The following is a 17,327-nucleotide window of genomic DNA, read 5'->3' on the forward strand; positions in this document are numbered from 1 at the left end:
CAGTCAGGTCCGGTGGGCCAGTCAGGACAGGTGAGTCCAAGCAGGCCAAGCAGGTCAGTCAGGTTCGGTGGGCCAAACAGGACAGCATGCCCACCGGACCCCTGGGCACGGGGCAGATCAGGGACGCAGTTCGATGGGGCGGTAGGCCCTCTCCTGCTCCCCGGTATAGAGCTGGCGGGGCCGCCAGATCTTGTTGTTGGTCTGCATCTGCTCGCGGTAGTGGGCGATCCAGCCGGGCAGCCGACCGATGGCGAACAGCACGGTGAACATGTTCACCGGGAATCCCATCGCCTCGTAGATCAGCCCGGAGTAGAAGTCGACGTTCGGGTAGAGCTTGCGCTCCTTGAAGTAGTCGTCATTGAGGGCTGTCTCCTCCAGCTCCTGGGCGATCTCCAGAAGGGCCTGGCGTCCGGTGTGGAGTTTGAGGATGTTGTCCGCGTGCTCCTTGATGATCGCGGCACGCGGGTCGTAGATCTTGTAGATCCGGTGCCCGAATCCCATCAGCTTCACATTGGACTTCTGGTCCTTGACCTTGTTGACGAACTCCTGGGTCGACATCCCGGAGTCGCGAATTCCCTGGAGCATCTCGATCACGGCCTGGTTCGCCCCGCCGTGCTTGGGCCCCGACAGGGCGTTGACTCCGGCGGCCACCGAGGAGTACAGGTTCGCCCCCGAGGACCCGACCATCCGCACGGTCGACGTCGAACAGTTCTGCTCATGGTCGACGTGCAGGATGAGCAGCACCTCCAGAGCCCGGGTGACCTCGTCGTTGAACTCGTAGGGCTCGGTCGGGAAACCGAAGCTCATCCGGATGAAGTTCTCGATGTAGGACAGCGAGTTGTCCGGGTAGAGGGTCGGCTGGCCGACGGAGTTCTTGTAGGAGAAGGCGGCCAGGGTCGGCGTCTTGGCGATGAGCCGGTCGGTGGCGTTCTCGACCTGCTCGGGATCGGTGCCGGCGCTCTTCTCGGAGAAGGTCGACAGCGCCATGATCCCGGCGGCGAGCACCGGCATCGGGTGGGAGCGGCGGGGGAAGCAGCGGAACAGGTCGCGCATCCGCTCGTCGATGAGGGTGGTCCGACGGATCCGCTGCTCGAAGACCTCCAGCTGCTCGGTGGTGGGCAGATCGCCGTAGATCACCAGGTAGGCGGTCTCCAGATAGGAGGAGTGCTTGGCCAGCTGCTCGATCGGATATCCCCGGTAGCGCAGAACTCCCTTGTCACCGTCGATATAGGTGATCTTCGAACTGCAGGACGCCGTGTTGACGAAGGCCGGGTCGAGGAGCAGATTTCCGGTCTTGTTGAGGAACCCCGCGGTGTCGTAGCCGACCTGGCCGTTGCTGGCGGTCACCTTCTCGAGTTCGAACTCGGTGTCGCCGTCAATGAAACGCGCGGTCTCGCTCATCTTGCTCCTTTCGGGGGCACACGTCCCGCAGCTCATGGACGGTCGGGTGCAGAGTCCGGCGAGCCGTACTGCGGTGCAGTCCGGGACGGAGCGGGTTCTGGCGGTGCGGCGGACATTGTCGCGGCTGCCGACTGACGTGAGGGACGTCGTGGGTACGTCGATCCCGTGTCGCGGGGAGGACGTCGTTATGTGAGTTTCAACGTGGTGTACAGCTCATCCCAGCCTAGGACGAGCCGGTCGGATGTCAACGCGATCCCGCCGTCAGCCGAATGGCTCGCCGACGCCGGGTGGGACGCTGTACGGCGCGGGGAGGACGCCGGTCGGAGCTCCCCACCCGGATGCCGCGCGGTAGGGATCCGATCATCCAGGGCGCACCGTGCGCCAGGAATGGTTCGAAGGACCGAGCCCTCAGCCGAGCACCGTGTAGTTCACCGCGATCACTCCGGCGGAGGTGCTGGCGATCGCCGAGAATGCCGCCTGGGACAGGTCGAGGCAGCGTCCCGAGACATAGGGTCCGCGGTCGTTGATCCGCACCACGACCGACTTGCCGTTGGCCACATTGGTCACCCTGAGCCGGGTGTTGAATTTCAAGGTCTTGTTGGCGGCCGTGTAGGCGTCCGGGTCGAAGGTCTCGCCGTTGGCGGTCTCCTGGGGGTCGGAGTAGAAGGACGCCCGGCAGGATCCGGTGACGGTCGCCTGTCCCTCTCCCGAGCTGCTCGACGCCGTGTTCGCGGCCGGGCTGCTGGGCGCCGAGGTCGCCAGGTAGCGGCTGGTCACCCACCTGGTGGAGCCCCCGATGACGATCTGGGTGCGTCCGTTGGCGGTGCGGTTGGTGATCGCCAGGGAGGTTCCGGGGTCGACGTCGCCGACATACCTCGCGCCGCTGGAGGCGGTCCACAGGTTGAGGCTGGTGGTGGCGTAGCGGGTGCCGATGACGGTCGCGGTTCCCGATCCGCTCGACCCGGAGCTCGAGGAGGACCCCGAGCTCGACGCCGACTGGGACAGATATCCCGAGTTCACCCACCCCGAGCCCTGCGAGGAGCTCACGCTCACCCAGCTCCCCGAGACGTTGCCGGTGAGCACCACCCGGGTGCCACTCGGCAGCACGGTGCGCACCGCCGCGGACATCCCGGGCCCGGTGCGCAGATTGAGGGCGACGCCGGCATAGGCGACCCCGGTCTGGGAGGAGGACGTCGGGCGCGACGTCGACCCCGACTGGCCGGCGGACAGGTAGGCGCTGGCCACCCAGGCGTTCTTGCCCTGGTAGCGCACCGGCGTCCATCCGCCGACCGATGCCCCGGTCACCACGATCGGGTCTCCGGGATACAGGACGGCGATGGAGGGCCTGGAGGTGCTGGGTCCGGTGCGGACGTTGACGGCGGTGGTGGCGCGGGTGGTCGCGGTGTCGGTGGCCAGGGCGCTCGACCCGACCACGGCAGGGACGCCGAAGGCCAGGGTGCCGGCCACCGCGAGGGTCGCCGCAGTGCCGCGCACTTTCTTGACGATCAGGTGGGTGTCGATCACGGGGTGTCCTCCGACCTCGGCGGGGGCCCGTGGGGACCAGGACCCTGATAGTTCAGGGAGCCTAGGAAAGGACGCGACCAACCTCAATCGACGTTGAGAGTTCTCAGCTTCGGATCACGCGCTGACGCGGAATGGAACTCTCGACCGTGCCTCGAGGTTGAGAGTTACGGGATCAGACCGCGCTCAGTTTCTGCCACCCGGCCCAGTCGTAGACCCAGCAGCCGATGCCCTCCGAGGGCTTGAAGTTCCTGCTGGAACCGGTGTTGACCACGATGTCGCCGGCGCGGCAGAAGTTGAACAGCCACTGGGCGTTGGCCGTCGACAGTCCGACGCAGCCGTGGGAGACATTGGCCGAGCCCTGGGATCCCTGGGACCACGGGGCGGCGTGGATGAACTCGCCGGTGTAGGTGACCCGCATCGCCCACTTGACGTCGAGCCGGTAGGAGTCGGCGCTTCCCTCCGGAATGCCCACCGTGGAGGAGTCCATGATGAGCGAGGAGTCGCGCTCGATGATGACCTTGGTGCCCGACCGGGTGGCGAAACCGTCCTTGCCGGTGGTGATCGGCAGGGTCTTCACGGTGGCACCGTTCTTGGTGACCTTCATCGTGTGACCGGGAATGTCGACATACATGATCCGCACGGCGTCCACCGTGAACCCGCCGGAGACGTTGTCGGTGACGAATCGGTGGCTGGAGGTCGGCAGGCCCGCGATCTTGCCGGAGACACTGACCTTGGTGCCGGCCTGCCAGTACTTCTCGGGACGCCACACCAGCTGGGTGTTGTCCATCCATCCCCAGGCGCCGGTCTGCTGCGGGGAGGTGGTGATCGTCATCGCCTCCTGGATGGCCTTGCGCTTGTCGGCATCGGCGACGTCGTTCTCGAACTTGATGATGACCGGCATCCCGGCACCGACCTGCATGTCCTCGTAGAGGAAGTTCACGGTGTTGGAGTCGGCGTCCAGGGTGGTGACCCTGGTGGTCACCTTCGAGGTCCCGGCGGCACCATTGAGGGTGGAGACGGCGGTGTAGTTCCGGTTGAGTCGGAACGGGTGCTTCGGGGTCCACACGCCCTTCGCCAGAGTGCCGTCGACCGACTCGCCGTCGGCATTGGTCACCGCGACCGAGGCGAGGGTGCCGTTCTTCACTGTGAAGGTGAGGGTGTCGGCGGGCCGGATCTGGTTCAGGGGGTGCTGGGAGGTGACGACCACCGAGGCCTGGGCGGGTGTCGGTGTCGCGCTGGGCTGCGCCGATGCGCCGCCCTGGCCGGAGGAACCGGCCGGGGATCCCGCTGTGGAACCGGCGTTCTTCGAGCACCCGGCAAGGACCAGGGGCACCGCTACGGCGCCACAGGCGAGAACAGATCGTCGGGTGGGGAATGACGGCACAAATGCCTCCAGCGAGTGATGTGTGGGAGGGTAGATCGGCGGGGTCGGCGCCCTGCCGAGGATCCAAACTCCATACCATGGTAACTCGTGCTCGGCACAGCGCCCCCCGGGTGGGACGCCGGTCGGCGCGCTCAACGGCTCCCGGGGGAGGTTTCGGTGGCCGGGATGTGTGCCGCCGACGACCCTTGGACCCCACGATCCGGGCGGCAGAGACGTCGCTCCGACAGGAGATCTGCGATGACTCATTCCCCACGCCGTGGCGTCGCGGCATGTCTGACCGTCCTGGCGCTGGTGAGCCTGTCCGCCTGCAGCAGTACCTCGTCGAGCACTCCGGCGAACACCTCCTCGGCGATCGGGACGGCCGGTGGCTCTGCCGGCTCAGCCTCGCCGTCGTCGACGGCGAGCTCCTTCGCGTTCACCGTCGGCTCGGGAACCGTGGCTCCCCGCGACCTCGGCGAGCGGATCTCCACAGCCCAGAAGAGTCTGCGGAGCTATCACCAGGTGACGTCGATCACCGCCGGCTCCCTCGAGATGTCCCTGAAGGGTGACATCGACCGCGCCGACACCGACACCCCGCGGGCACACGCCTGGATGACGATGAGTGGAGAGACCTTCGAGATGGTCGTCAGGGACTCCGCGGCGTGGGTCCGCCAGGACGGGAAGTGGGTCAAGAGCGACATGGACCTCAGCTACACCTCGGTGGCCGCGAACCCGGCGGATCCCCTCAAGGCCCTGGACGCCTCGACCAGGGGCAGTTATCTGGGTCGGGACTCCTCGGGGCACCACTTCAGCTTCGTGCTGGACCGCAAGGCCCTGGCACGGTGGGCGGCCGATCGGCGCGGCGCCTCCAGCGACTACATCGAGACGCTGCCGAGCGGCGCCACTGCGCACTACGAGCTGTGGACCACCGATGACTTCCTCGCCACCAGGTCGGCGGTCACGATGAAGGTCCAGAAGACCACGGCGGTGAACTCCACCCAGCTGTCGAGGATCAACCAGCCGGTGACGATCCCCGAGGTCGGCTGACCCGGTTCGGCGTCGCGCACGACCGGGGGTTCGCCGCCGGCCGCCCCTGGCGCGCAGCCGGTTGGCGCAGGTGGGATCGGGACGGCGGGGCACCGGCACGGGGCGCCAGGGACTCCGGCGCAGGACTCCGGCGCAGGGCTCCGGCGCGGGGTTCTGAAGCCGGGCTCTGACGCAGGGCCGTTGGAGAGGCTCCGTAGAATCGTCCTGTTTGCCGATCCAGGAGATGCGATGACCAACGCCCCCGATGAGTCCGAGGGACAGCCCGACGACGGGCGACCCGAGGAGGAGCCGCTGCCCCCTCTCCACGAGAAGCTGATCTGGGCGCTGGTATGGGGGATGGGGATCATCGGGGCGATCATCCTCGTCGTGTGGACCTGGATGCTGTTGTTCCTGAACTGAGGACCCCGAGGGCCGAGGTCTTCCTGAACTGAGGACCCCGAGGGGCCACGCTCCCGACGGCGGCCTCCCGAACCCGGCTGACGCGGTTGACGGCGTCGCGAACCGGTGGAAGCTCTGGCGGTGCTGGTGGGTCCGGTTGACAGGGCGCCGGGCCCGGCCAATCAGAACAGGGTCTCGGCCGGATCGATGAGGGTCGGGTCGTGCGGATCGATCCGCGCCACGCTGTTGACCCGGGGACTCACCCGGTAGCTGGACAGCGAGGAGGCGACCCGGCGGGCCTGGTCGGCGGCCAGGTGCACCAACTCCTCGCCCTCCTGCGGCTCGAGCTTGCCGGGGGCCAGCCAGTCGTCCAGGCAGTCAGCGGTCATGAAGACCGGCATCCGGTCGTGGATCTCCCCGGCACGGTCGGTTCCGGTGGTGGTGACGATGGCGACCGTTCTCGCCTCCCCCTCCTCGGACCTGCAGCTGGTCGTCACGGCAGCGGCGTGGAGCAGGGCGCCGTCGGCATGGATCCAGTGCGGGATCTTCGTCCGGCCCGGCCCCGGGGTCCACTCGTAGTAGCCGGTCATCGGCACGATCGCGCGGTGCGCCCTGAAGGAGGACCGGAACATCCCATTGGTCGCCACCGTCTCCAGCCGGGCATTGATCGGACGGGGCCGGCCCTCCTTCGCCCAGAACGGCCGAAACCCCCAGACGGCCGGCTCCAGGGCCCGCGCCACAGCCGGTTCCCGGGTGCGCGCCGCGGCCGGCTCCTGCGGTGCGGGTATCTCCGCCGGCAGCTCACCGGGCAGTGCAATGAGGATCGGGACGGTGTTCGACGGCGCCACCGAGTACCTCGGCGTCCACTCCTCGATGTCCCTGCCGATCGCCTGGTAGACCCGCATCAGATCGTTGGCGTCCACATTCAGGCCGTACCGTCCACACATGGTCTCTCCTCGGGTGCGCGGCTGAGGAATCTCGCGACACGGTCCCCAGTGTGACGCACTGCCGGCTCGGTCCAGGAGAGACCTGGACCGAGCCGGCAGTGTCGATGGATCGGCGCGAACCACCATCCGGCGGCTGCGCATCACCACTCAGGGGTTGTGCATGTCGAGTCGGTGCTTGTCGACTCAGTGGCTGTGCTCGGACTTTCCGGCGTGCTCGGCCATCAGGCGCTTCTCCTCAGGGCCGATGAGCGCAAGCAGCACGATCGCGACGACGACGACGCCGACCAGGGCACCGTAGGTGACTCCCCAGCCGTAGTGCTGGGCGAGGAAGCCCACTCCGGAGGATGCCATCGTCGCTCCCAGAACGTATCCGAACAGTCCGGTGAAGCCCGCCGAGGTGCCGGCGACATTGGCCGCGGACATGTCGATCGCCTGGAGGCCGATGAGCATCACCGGTCCGTAGATGAAGGCACCGATGAAGAACAGGAAGACCATCAGCAGCCAGTACGGAGTGCCGACAGGGGCGAGCCAGTAGGCGGCCAGGAAGACCCCGACGCCGATCAGGAAGGTGACTCCGGTGCGGGTGCGGTTGCCACCGAAGACGTGGTCAGAGATCCAGCCACAGGCCAGGGTGCCCACCAGTCCAGCCAGCTCGAACAGGGAGAATCCGGCGATACCACCCGTGACGGAGGCCCCGTGGACCTCGGACAGGTAGGTCGGAACCCAGTTCAGCACGCCGTATCGCAGGGTGTAGACGAAGACATTGGCGAAGGCCAGCAGCAGCATCACCTTGTTCTTGAAGACGTGCTGGACGACGACCTGCCAGTAGCTGCTGGTCTCCAGCTCGGAGGTGTCGGTCTCGACCTTCGCCGGGTCGTCGCGGTACTCCTCGATCGGGGGCAGTCCGACCGATGCCGGGGTGTCGCGGATCAGCACGAAGGCGATGATCGCCACCACGATGGCGACCAGGGCGGGCAGCCAGAAGGCGGAGTGCCAGTCGTTGGCGGTGATGGCCAGACCCCAGGCCGAGACGGCCCCGACGCCCATTCCTCCGACGTTGTGGGCGCAGTTCCAGATCGAGGTCTTCCAACCACGCTCGTTGGTGGAGAACCAGTGCACCAGGACGCGGCCCGAGGGAGGCCACCCCATGCCCTGGAACCAGCCGTTGATGAACATCACGATCGCGAAGACGGTGACCGACGCCGAGATGGCGGGCACGAATGCCACGGCGAGGTTGGCCAGCGCCGACAGGAACAGGCCGAGGGGCAGGAAGTACCGCGCGTTGGAGCGGTCCGACACCATCGCCATGAAGAACTTCGAGAAGCCGTAGGAGATCAGGACGGCGTTGGCGATGACGCCGATCCCGACCTTGTCGATCCGACCCTGGTCGAGCAGGATCGCCGAGACCAGCGAGATGTTGTTCCTGATGAGGTAGAAGCCGGCGTAGCCGAGGAAGATCCCGAGGAAGACCTGGAGACGCAACCGGGGGTACCGGTGCTTGACCTCGGCCTCGTCGAGACGAGGGGCGGGCGGGGGTGCTGACAGCCAGGAGCGCTTCTGCGTCAGCGGCTTCTCAGTGATGGACATGAATGGACACTCCGGTACTCATCGTCGTCCCGTGTGGACGGCACTGTTCAGCTCCTTATGTTTGCGGCTGGTGAGGGCCGTGGCGATGGTTTGTGGTGACAGTTGGTCACAGTGCTGTGACCAAGGGCCCGCACTCTCTCGGGGCAATCCGTGCGGCTGACTACCTGTCCGGCTGACAGTCCATGCGGCCGACGGCCTGTGGACCCGGCACCTGCGCAGCCGACCGCATGGTGAGCCGGCGATCCGGTGGTCACGGCGAGTCGTCAGGCCAGCAGCCACAGGTGGTCGGCTGCGAGCTCCAGCCTGACCCGCTGATGGCGGGCCAGCGGCTCGGACCACAGGTCACCGGTACCCAGCAGGCTGCCCTGCTCGGTCTCGATGAGGTACTCCATCGTCTCTCCGCGGTAGCGCACCTGCTGGACGACTCCCATGAGCCCGTGGGGTGCGGTCTCGTACTCATGGTGTCCCACCCGCGCGGCGGAGTCGCCGTCCCCGCGATGACCGCCGTCCCCGCCGTCACCGGCCCCCCCGAGCTGGTGGATCGTGAGGCAGTGGGGGCGCACCAGCAGGGTCGCGGTGCGTCCCGGCACCAGGGGGACGCCGGCAGCCACCGGCACCACGAGTTCGACACCCAGCACGCGGACCCTGGCACGCAGGTCGTGGCCGGGACCGCGAGGAGTCAGCGGGCCCAGGATCTCGGCATCCAGGAAGGATGACCGGCCCATGAACTCGGCGACGAAGGAGTTCGGCGGATGCTGATACATCTGACGAGGCGTCCCCGCGCCCGCGACTCGGCCATGATCGAGCACCACGATCCGGTCAGCGGTGGCCAGCGCCAGCCCCTGCTCATGGGTCACGTGCACGACGGTGGTGCCCAGCCTGCGCCTCAACTCGTCGATCAGGTCCAGCAGGACGGATTTGAGGGCTTGATCCAGACCCGACAGGGGCTCATCGAGCAGCAGTACCCGAGGCTGCGTCATGAGCGCTCTGGCCAACGCCACCCGGCGTCGCTGGCCCCGGGACAGCTCGTGGCTGTGGGCACCCTCCAGCCCTGCCAGCCCCAGCCTCAGCAGCATCACCTCCGCCCGGTCGGCCACCTGCACCGGACTGGCGTGCGCGGCGCGCAGCGGATAGGCGACGTTGTCGAAGACGGTGAGATCGGGAAAGAGATTGTCCTGCTGGAAGACCGTCGCCGTGGGGCGTCCTGCCGCCGGCACGCCGCTCATGTCCCGGCCCGAGATCAGCACTCTGCCGCGGTCGGCGGTCTCCAGCCCGTTGAGGATCATCACCAGGGTCGACTTTCCCGACCCCGATGGCCCCATCACGTCGATCAACTGTCCGGGCTCGGCGATCAGGTCCACCTCGTCGAGCGCCGGGTGCGACATCCCGGGGAAGATCTTGGACAGTCCCTGCACCTCAACCCGGCCCTCACGCACGGCGTCTCCCTCCAGCACTCAACCAGATCCCCCACGCCACCAGCGCCACCGTGATCGCCGTGACGGTGGACAGGGTGCATGCCTCGGTGAGCCGTCCCGCCTCCACCTCGGTGACGATCTGGGCTGCGATGAACGGCGTGTCGGCGCCGGTGAGCAGGATCACCGAGGGCACCGACGTCAGGCCCATCACAAACGCCAGAGCCGTGGCTGCGGTCAGCGCCGGGCGCAGCTGAGGGATGATCAACGGCCTCAGCATCCGTGCCGGGGCCATCCCCAGGCCGGCCGCGGACTGCCTGATCGGCAGCGTCATGGCATCGGTGCGGGCCCGCAGGAAGGCCACGACGACGGGCACGAGCACCAGACCCTGAACGGTCATCACGAGGACCAGGATCGTCGATGTCGAGTTCCCGCTCGTCCCGGTCCTCCGCCAGATCTCCAGAGCGCCGAGGGCCAGGGGCAGCGTCAGGGCCGAGGACGCCAGCAGGTTGGTGGAGACCGAGCCTCCCCGGCGCAGTCCTCCGGTGGAGACGATGGCGGACCCGGCGACCATCGCCATCACCGTGGCGCCGGCCGCGACGATCACCGAGTCGGCCAGCGCCAGCCCGTTCTGGCCCGCCAGCAGCTCGCGATATCCCGACGCCGTCCAGGACAGGCCGGAGGTGGTGTCGATGACCGAGCCCAGCATCACCACCGGAAGGCTGAGCGCGTTCGCTCCCGCCACGAACCAGGCCAACCCCACCATCACGCGCTGCCAGACCGAGGATGGCGGACGCCGCCGGGTCCGGATCGAGGACTGCTGGGGTGCGGCGCTCCCGGGCCTCGACGAGATCGCCGTCATCACCAGCCATGCCAGGACGCAGATGGCCAGCATCACCGCGGAGGTCGCGGCAGCCCCCACCGCGTCCCCCTCGCCGATGGCCGCCTCTCGGAGGCGGGTCGCCAGCACCTGGTACGAGCCGCCCAGGGCCAGCGGGTTGGCCACGTCGACGGCCGTGTTGGCCACCAGGAGCAGGAACACGGCGGCCAGCTCCGGCCACAGGTGCGGAAGGACAATGACCCGCAGGATCTTCCGGGTCGGCAGGCCGAGGTCGCGGGCCTGGTCGATCAGCCCCTCATCAAGGGTGCGCAGTCCGGACAGCACTGCCAGATACGCCATTGGCACCATCGCCAGGATGTCGGCCAGCGCCAGGCCGGTGAACCCGTAGACCGACACCCAGTCCCCTCCGGTGAGCTGTGCGACGACGCCGTTGTTCCCCCAGATCTGCAGCAGGGTGGTGGAGGCCGTCACCGGCGGCAGCAGCACCGGGGCCAGCGTCATCCAGTGGAGGAAGCCGCGGCCGGTGAAGCGGTAGGCGTGGTGCACCGCCGCCATCATGGCTCCGGCGGCGGTGCCCACCACCCCGACCGCTGTCGCCAACCCGAGGGTTGCTGCGACGACCGGGAACCGATGGATCAGCACGCCGGCGAGAGCGGTTCTGCCCGCGGTGCTGACAATGGTTGCCAGCGTCGGGCGGAGCAGTATCGCGATCGGGACGGCCAGACACAGCCACGTCATGGCTCGCAGAGCCCGGGCCAGTGGATCCGCGGTCACCCCAGCACCTGCTCCCGGAACTGCTCGGTGAGGTGTTCGCGGCGCTGGGCGCCCTCGGCCAGCGGCAGGGTGACGATCCGGCGATCGGCCGGCAGCCTGAGGCGCTGGTCGGAAGGCAGGTCGGCGCGGGCCGGGAGTTGTCGGGAGTGCGTGCGTTTCCCGAGCTCCTGACCCTTGGCCGACAGGATGAAGTCCTCGTAGCGTCTGGCGGCGGCGAGGTGCCAGGCGCTGCGGTGATCGGTGCCGCGAAGGATCGCCACCGCACCGATCTCCCGGCCGGTGCCCTCACGGGGATAGCTCACCACGAGATCGCGGTGCCCCTGCTCGATCTGCTTGACGCAGTGCTGGGTGAAGGTGATCGCGGTCGCCACCTCCCCGCGGGCCACAACACCGGAGGGTGCCAGACCCGAGGAGGTGTACTGCAGAACGTTGCTGTTGAGTCGCCGCAGCCAGTCCATCCCCGCCTGCTCGCCGCCCAGTCGGGCCACCTGGGTCTCAACCATGGTGTAGCCGGTGCCCGAGAACATCGGGTTGGGGGCGGAGATGAGGCCCCGGTAGCGGGGATTGAGCAGGTCCTGCCAGGACATGGGCACCGGAAGGCCGTTGCGGGCCAGCACCGAACGGTCCGAGCAGAAGCCCAGGATCCCCTGGTAGGTGCCGGTCCAGTAACCCTCCTTGTCGCGGGCGAAGGCAGGAACCTGCGACCAGCCCCGGGGACGGTAGGCCACGAAAAGGCCGCGGCTGGTGCCGGTCGCATAGGCCTCCGACGGGCCGCCGTGCCACACGTCGAAGTGGTGACTGGGCTGGCTGATGAGGGTGAGCGCCTCCCCGGCGGAACGGCGGGTCATCGTGACCCGGATCCCGGTCTCGGCGGTGAAGACATCGGCCCACTCCTGGCAAATGTCATCGATCGACGAGCACAGCACCGACAGCTGTGATCCACGGGCATTGCCGACGACTCCCACGACGGCCCATCCGACAACGGTGATGAGGATCAGGAGTCCGGCCAGTCTGGTCCGCCAGCGGCGAGCCGGGCCACCCCGGCGCCCGACGGGGCCGAGGGCATCTGCCGCAGCGCTCACTGGGGATTCCCGGCGTCCGGCATCAGGTAGCCCTCGCCGCGCACCGTGAGGATCAGTGCGGCACCCTCCCCCTCGAGACGTTGACGCAGCCGGTAGATGGTGGTCTTGATCATCGCCCTGGAACCGACCTCGGAGCTGGTGAACCACACGTCGTTGAGGAGGACGGCCCAGGAGGTGACCTCCCCCTTGCGGCGCATCAGCGCGGTGAGCAGCCGCAGTTCGAGATCCGGCAGATGGAGGTTCCGGCCTCTCCAGAATGCGGCGCGCACGGCGGTGTTGACGGTCAACTCGCCATTGACCAGGGTCGTCTCATCGCTGGCCGGCGAGCTGCGCCGGAACACCGCCTGGGCCCGCAGCGCCAGTTCGCGAGGGCTGAACGGCTTGGTGAGGTAGTCGTCGGCGCCCGCCATCAGTCCCTTGATCCGGTCCTCGGTGGCGTTCTTGGCGGTGAGCAGGATCACCGGGGTCGCCGAGACCGAGCGAACCCGTTCGCACAGGCTGATTCCCGAGGCGCCGGGAAGCATGATGTCCAGCACCATGATGTCGATGTGCTGCTGGTTGAACAGTTCCCAGGCGCGTTCGGCGTTGCGCGCCGTCAGGCACCGGAATCCCTGAGTCTCCAGGGCGAAGCTGACGATCGACAGCATCTGGGCCTGGTCGTCCACCACCAGTGCCAGCGGCTCTGCTGAGGACGTCATGCCTGGTCCTCCTTCTGGACCGCCGGGCTGGGGACGATCGGGATGGTGCAGAAGATGGAGGTGCCCCGCCCGGCCAGGGTGTCGACCAGGACCCGGCCGCCATGGGCCTCGATCACCCGCTGGGTCACCATCATTCCCAGACCGGTGCCGTGGTTCTCCATCGCGGTGAGGTCTCCGGTGAACGGACGGAAGAGCTGTTCCCGTTCCGCCTGGCTCATTCCGGCGCCGTCATCGGAGACGCAGATCACGACGCAGCCCTCCGACTCGGTCACCTGAACCGTCACCACCGCCCCCTCCCCGGCATGGCGCACCGCATTGTTGACGAGATTCCACAGCGCCTGGCGCAGCAGATTGGCGTCTGCGGCGAGCAGGATACGTCGTCCCGAGTTCTGCATCTCCAGGGCGGTGTGGGTGAGCCGCCGCAGCTCGTTGACGGCGTCCCGGACCAGGCCGCGGATCTCCACCTGGCTGCGATGCAGCTCCACCAGCTGCGCATCGACGCGAGCCTCGGCCAGCATGTTCTCGGCCAGCGCCGACATCTGGGCGGTGTTGTCGAGAATGGTCTCGACGAACTCGCGCTGCCGCTCGGTGAGGGGCCCCGGCGTCTCCTCGCTGAGCAGCTCGGCCGCGCCCTGGATGAGGGCCAGCGGGGTGCGCACCTCGTGAGAGAAGACGTTGGGGTGCTCCATGCGGTGGGCGACCAGGGTTCGCAGCTGCTCGTTGTCGCGCCGGATGAGAACCAGGCTGCGCCGCGAACGGATCCACAGATTGGTCAGGACCAGTCCGGCGGCGATCACGACGAGGAGGATCCACATCGGTACGAGCACCGCGTCAGTATGCCATCCGGGTGAACGGCCGCCAGATCAGGAGACCACCCTCTCGACGAAGTCGACCAGGGTGGCCTCGACCTGGGCCCGGGAGGCCGGCTCGTTGTGCACCTCGTGGCGCACCCCCGGGTAGACGTGGGTCTCGACGTCGGTGTGGCCGGCGTCCCACAGCTGGTTGGCGACGTGCAGCGCCCCCTCGCCATAGTTGGCGACTGGGTCCTGGTCGCCGGCCAGGATGAGCACCGGCAGGCCGGCGGGGATGCTGGCGGGCCAGTCGGCGGCGTTGACCTGGTCGTAGAGGGCGACGAAGTCGCGGACGAAGCGCAGCGACATCGGGGCGCCGAAGTTGTTGAGCGGGTCGACGCTGTGGTCGGCGACCACCGCGGGATCGGAGGCCACCCAGGCGGTCGGGCCGGCGTCGGGTCCGAATCGGTCGACGAAGCCGTCGAACATCTCGTTCTGGAAGCCGGGATCCGGCTCGGTGCCGTCCCCGGCGGCCAGCGCTGCGGCCAGCGCCGCACGGTCCAGGGTCTTCTCGATGCCGTGGATGTGGGCGGCGATCCCGCACAGCACCAGCCCCGAGAGGTCCTCGCCGAACCGGGAGGCGTAGCCGCGGGCGATCATCGATCCCCAGGAGTGGCCGAAGAAGACATAGGGCAGTTCCGGGTGCAGGTCCACGGCCAGATCGTGCAGGGTCTTCTCGTCGCGCAGCACGGTCTCGACGCCGTCGGCCCCGGTGTCCTGCCAGACTCCGGAGGCCATCGCGGTCGCGCCGTGCCCGGCATGGTCATCGGCGGCCACCGCGAAGCCGGCGTCCAGCAGGGTGCTGATCATGTGGATGTAGCGCCGGGAGTGCTCCCCCAGACCGTGGGCGATCTGCACGACGGCCCGCGGCGGTTGCGCCGGGGTGTGGATCCAGGCGTGGATCTCGTCGCGTCCGTTGTGGGAGGGGAAGGTCACTTCATTGAGAGCCATCGACAGTTCCTGAGTGTGAGGGGTGGCGCCCGCGTGATTGGGGGCGCAGCTCCACCCTAGTCGGGACTGTCGGGGACCCCGGGCAACCAGGAACCACCCGCGCAGAGATCGGCGAGATCGCCGTCCCGCGCCCCGGGCTCCGCGCCTCGGGCTCAACTCCTCAGTTCGTCGGAGACCGTCCTCACCACGGCGCGCAGGTCGAGCCACCACTGGTCGCGGGGACGCCGGTGCTGGGGGTCGACCAGGGTCGGCATGGTGTCCATCCTGCCGGGACGCAGGTGGCCCTCCTTGACCCCGATGAACCAGGCGCCGTCGTGACCGGCGGCCAGCTCGTCGTCGGTGAGATTGAGGGCGTGGTAGGCGAGCCGGCTGGCCAGCAGCCGGTCGAAGGGGGAGGGGGAGCCGCCCTGCTGCATGTGGCCGAGGACCGCGGTGCGCACGTCGTACATCCCGTGCGACTCCTCCTCCATCATCCGGGCCAGGAAGTCGGTGGTGTAGTTCGCCGAGGCGTTCTCATTGCGGACCGCCAGGAACAGCCGGCGTCCGTTGGCGAAGGACTCGCGCAGCCAGTGCATGTCGGCGACCAGGTCGTCGAGGCTGATCCCCTCCTCGTTGAGATAGATCCGTTCGGCACCGGCCGCCAGCCCCGACATCATCGCCAGGTAGCCGCAGTTCTTGCCCATCGTCTCCACGACGAAGCACCGCTTGGAGGCGATCCCGGACTCCTTGATCTTGTCCATCGCGTCGACGATGACGTTGAGGGCGGTGTCGGCGCCGATCGACAGCTCCGAGCCGGGCAGATTGTTGTCGATACTGGCGGGCACGCAGACGGTGGGGATCCGGAAGGCCGGGTAGCGGTCCCGTTCGGTGGTCATCTTGTGGACGCCGTCGTAGGCCGAGTAGCCGCCGACGACGATCAGGGCGTCGATCTCGTTCTTCTCCAGGGCCCTGCTGATGGCGTACAGGTCCTGGGTGCGCGGCACCTCGCGGCGGGTGCCGAGCATCGCCCCGCCCTCACCGGTGAGACCCTCGGTCTCCTCCCAGGTGAGTTCGGACAGGTCGCCGGCGGCCAGCCCGATGAACCCGCTGTGGATCCCGATCATGTGATGACCACGGGAGATGCCCAGGCGGGCCAGTGCCCGAGCTGCCGTGTTCATTCCCGGCGCCGGGCCGCCGGCGTGCATGATCCCGATCCTCTTGTCCCCCTCGGCCGGGATGGTGCGCACCGGCGCGGCCAGTTCGTTGAAGATCGCGTCCATCTCGACGAAGGAGCGTCCGCGCATCCGCATCGCGTCGCGGTACTTGCCGTCGCCGATGAGGTCGGGGACGCGCTGGGTGTCGGCGACCGCCTTCACCAGGGAGATCCGGTCGATCCGGTTGGAGCGGGTGGCGATCACCCGGCCCTCGGAGTCCGGGGTGGCGGTGAGCACCTCGTGGACGGCGTTGTACCCCAACCAGGTGGAGGCCCACCGGTCGTAGGCGCTCGGCGTCCCGCCGCGCTGGACGTGGCCGAGGATGGTGACCCGGGCGTCCTCGTTGAGCCGGTCGATGAGGACCTGACGGACGTAGTCGGCCTTGATCGGGTTGCCCTGCCGGTCGGTGGCCCCCTCGGCGACGATGACGATGGAGTCGCGCCGCCCGGCCTTGCGCCCGGCCTTGAGGTCGGCACACATCCGGTCCTCCCAGCCGGGCTCCGGGGGCTGCTCGGGGACCAGCACGAAGTCCGCCCCGCCGGCCACCGCGCTCATCAGGGCCAGGTAGCCGCAGTGGCGTCCCATCACCTCCACCACGAAGGAGCGCTGGTGGCTGGCCGCGGTGGAGGCCAGGTCGTCGATGGCGTCGACGATCCGGTGCAGGGCGGTGTCGGCGCCGATCGTCATGTCCGAGCCGACCAGGTCGTTGTCGATCGAGCCGACCATCCCGGCGATCATCAGGCTGGGGTGCTCGCGGGCCGTCTCGGGGGCCAGGTCGCCGCGCTTGACGAGCTCGGCGACCAGTCCGGGCCACTCGTTGCGCAGCAGGTTGAGGCCGGTCAGCGAGCCGTCCCCGCCGATCACGACCAGCCGGTCGATGCCGCGGTGCAGCAGGTGGCGGACGGCCTTGAGGCGTCCCTCCCGCTCCCGCATCTCCTTGGACCGGAAGGTGCCGATGACCGTGCCGCCGCGATTGAGGATCGAGCCGACGTCCTCCCAGTCGAAGGGGCGGATCCCGTCGCCGCCGTCGATCATCCCCTGGTAACCCTCGAAGATGGCGTAGACCTCGGCCCCGACACTCAGTGCGGATCGGACCACGGCGCGCACCGCGGCGTTCATCCCCTGGGCATCGCCGCCGCTGGTGAGGATGCCGATACGCACCCCACGGCCGTCGGGCAGGGAGGGGGTCGGGTTGATGTCGGTGAAGTCTCGGCTGTCGTCGTTCCACTCGTCACTGGGCACACCCCTAGTCTGCCGTGCCCCGGTGACGGGCGGGAG

At 68.3% G+C, this 17,327-nt stretch carries 14 protein-coding genes; 2 read left to right on the forward strand and 12 right to left on the reverse strand.

All coding sequences use genetic code 11. The annotated features are described in order from the left end of the window. Positions 1–117: 117 nt before the first annotated feature. The 3 genes from H590_RS0108585 to H590_RS0108600 all read right to left on the reverse strand — a co-directional run bounded on the left by H590_RS0108585 (position 118) and on the right by H590_RS0108600 (position 4,252). Entirely contained in the window at positions 118–1,401 is a 1,284-nt protein-coding gene (locus tag H590_RS0108585; protein ID WP_028703234.1) for a citrate synthase, read from the reverse strand. A gap of 408 nt (positions 1,402–1,809) precedes the next feature. Continuing rightward, positions 1,810–2,925, reverse strand: coding sequence for a septal ring lytic transglycosylase RlpA family protein (locus H590_RS19305; RefSeq protein ID WP_028703236.1), 1,116 nt, complete (start codon positions 2,923–2,925; stop codon positions 1,810–1,812). A 172-nt stretch (positions 2,926–3,097) separates the two neighbouring features. Beyond that, the gene (locus H590_RS0108600) at positions 3,098–4,252 is read right to left on the reverse strand and encodes a L,D-transpeptidase (RefSeq protein ID WP_028703237.1); all 1,155 of its coding nucleotides are present in this window, start codon (positions 4,250–4,252) and stop codon (positions 3,098–3,100) included. Positions 4,253–4,546: 294 nt separating this feature from the next. Between H590_RS0108600 and H590_RS0108605 the strand changes: the two genes are divergently transcribed. Continuing rightward, a complete protein-coding gene (locus tag H590_RS0108605) occupies positions 4,547–5,335 on the forward strand; it encodes a hypothetical protein (protein ID WP_028703238.1) in 789 nt (262 codons plus the stop codon). Between the two features lie 228 nt (positions 5,336–5,563). Then, entirely contained in the window at positions 5,564–5,734 is a 171-nt protein-coding gene (locus H590_RS18355) for a hypothetical protein (RefSeq protein ID WP_154655315.1), read from the forward strand. Between the two features lie 161 nt (positions 5,735–5,895). On the opposite strand, the gene H590_RS0108615 is transcribed toward H590_RS18355, so the two are convergent. The 9 genes from H590_RS0108615 to H590_RS0108655 form a co-directional block, all read right to left on the reverse strand. Beyond that, on the reverse strand, positions 5,896–6,660 hold the full coding sequence (locus H590_RS0108615) for an SOS response-associated peptidase (protein ID WP_028703239.1): 765 nt from the start codon (positions 6,658–6,660) through the stop codon (positions 5,896–5,898). A 183-nt stretch (positions 6,661–6,843) separates the two neighbouring features. Further along, entirely contained in the window at positions 6,844–8,247 is a 1,404-nt protein-coding gene (locus H590_RS0108620) for an MFS transporter (protein WP_028703240.1), read from the reverse strand. A 263-nt stretch (positions 8,248–8,510) separates the two neighbouring features. Continuing rightward, positions 8,511–9,683 (reverse strand): ABC transporter ATP-binding protein, encoded by a 1,173-nt coding sequence (locus tag H590_RS0108625; protein ID WP_036981740.1) that lies wholly within the window; start codon positions 9,681–9,683, stop codon positions 8,511–8,513. Then, positions 9,676–11,274 (reverse strand): ABC transporter permease, encoded by a 1,599-nt coding sequence (locus H590_RS0108630; protein ID WP_028703242.1) that lies wholly within the window; start codon positions 11,272–11,274, stop codon positions 9,676–9,678. The genes H590_RS0108625 and H590_RS0108630 overlap by 8 nt, the downstream gene beginning before the upstream one ends. Next, complete coding sequence (locus tag H590_RS15740) at positions 11,271–12,356, reverse strand: ABC transporter substrate-binding protein (RefSeq protein ID WP_071161726.1); 1,086 nt, start codon at positions 12,354–12,356, stop codon at positions 11,271–11,273. Before H590_RS15740 ends, H590_RS0108630 begins: the two co-directional genes overlap by 4 nt. Further along, positions 12,353–13,054 (reverse strand): response regulator, encoded by a 702-nt coding sequence (locus tag H590_RS0108640; protein ID WP_028703243.1) that lies wholly within the window; start codon positions 13,052–13,054, stop codon positions 12,353–12,355. The genes H590_RS15740 and H590_RS0108640 overlap by 4 nt, the downstream gene beginning before the upstream one ends. Next, positions 13,051–13,881 (reverse strand): sensor histidine kinase, encoded by an 831-nt coding sequence (locus tag H590_RS0108645; RefSeq protein ID WP_028703244.1) that lies wholly within the window; start codon positions 13,879–13,881, stop codon positions 13,051–13,053. The genes H590_RS0108640 and H590_RS0108645 overlap by 4 nt, the downstream gene beginning before the upstream one ends. 36 nt (positions 13,882–13,917) lie before the next feature. After that, complete coding sequence (locus tag H590_RS0108650; protein WP_028703245.1) at positions 13,918–14,856, reverse strand: alpha/beta fold hydrolase; 939 nt, start codon at positions 14,854–14,856, stop codon at positions 13,918–13,920. A 152-nt stretch (positions 14,857–15,008) separates the two neighbouring features. Further along, complete coding sequence (locus tag H590_RS0108655) at positions 15,009–17,246, reverse strand: 6-phosphofructokinase (protein WP_028703246.1); 2,238 nt, start codon at positions 17,244–17,246, stop codon at positions 15,009–15,011. Positions 17,247–17,327 lie beyond the last annotated feature (81 nt).

The sequence above is a fragment of the Acidipropionibacterium jensenii DSM 20535 genome, from assembly GCF_000425285.1.
Lineage (GTDB): Bacteria > Actinomycetota > Actinomycetes > Propionibacteriales > Propionibacteriaceae > Acidipropionibacterium > Acidipropionibacterium jensenii.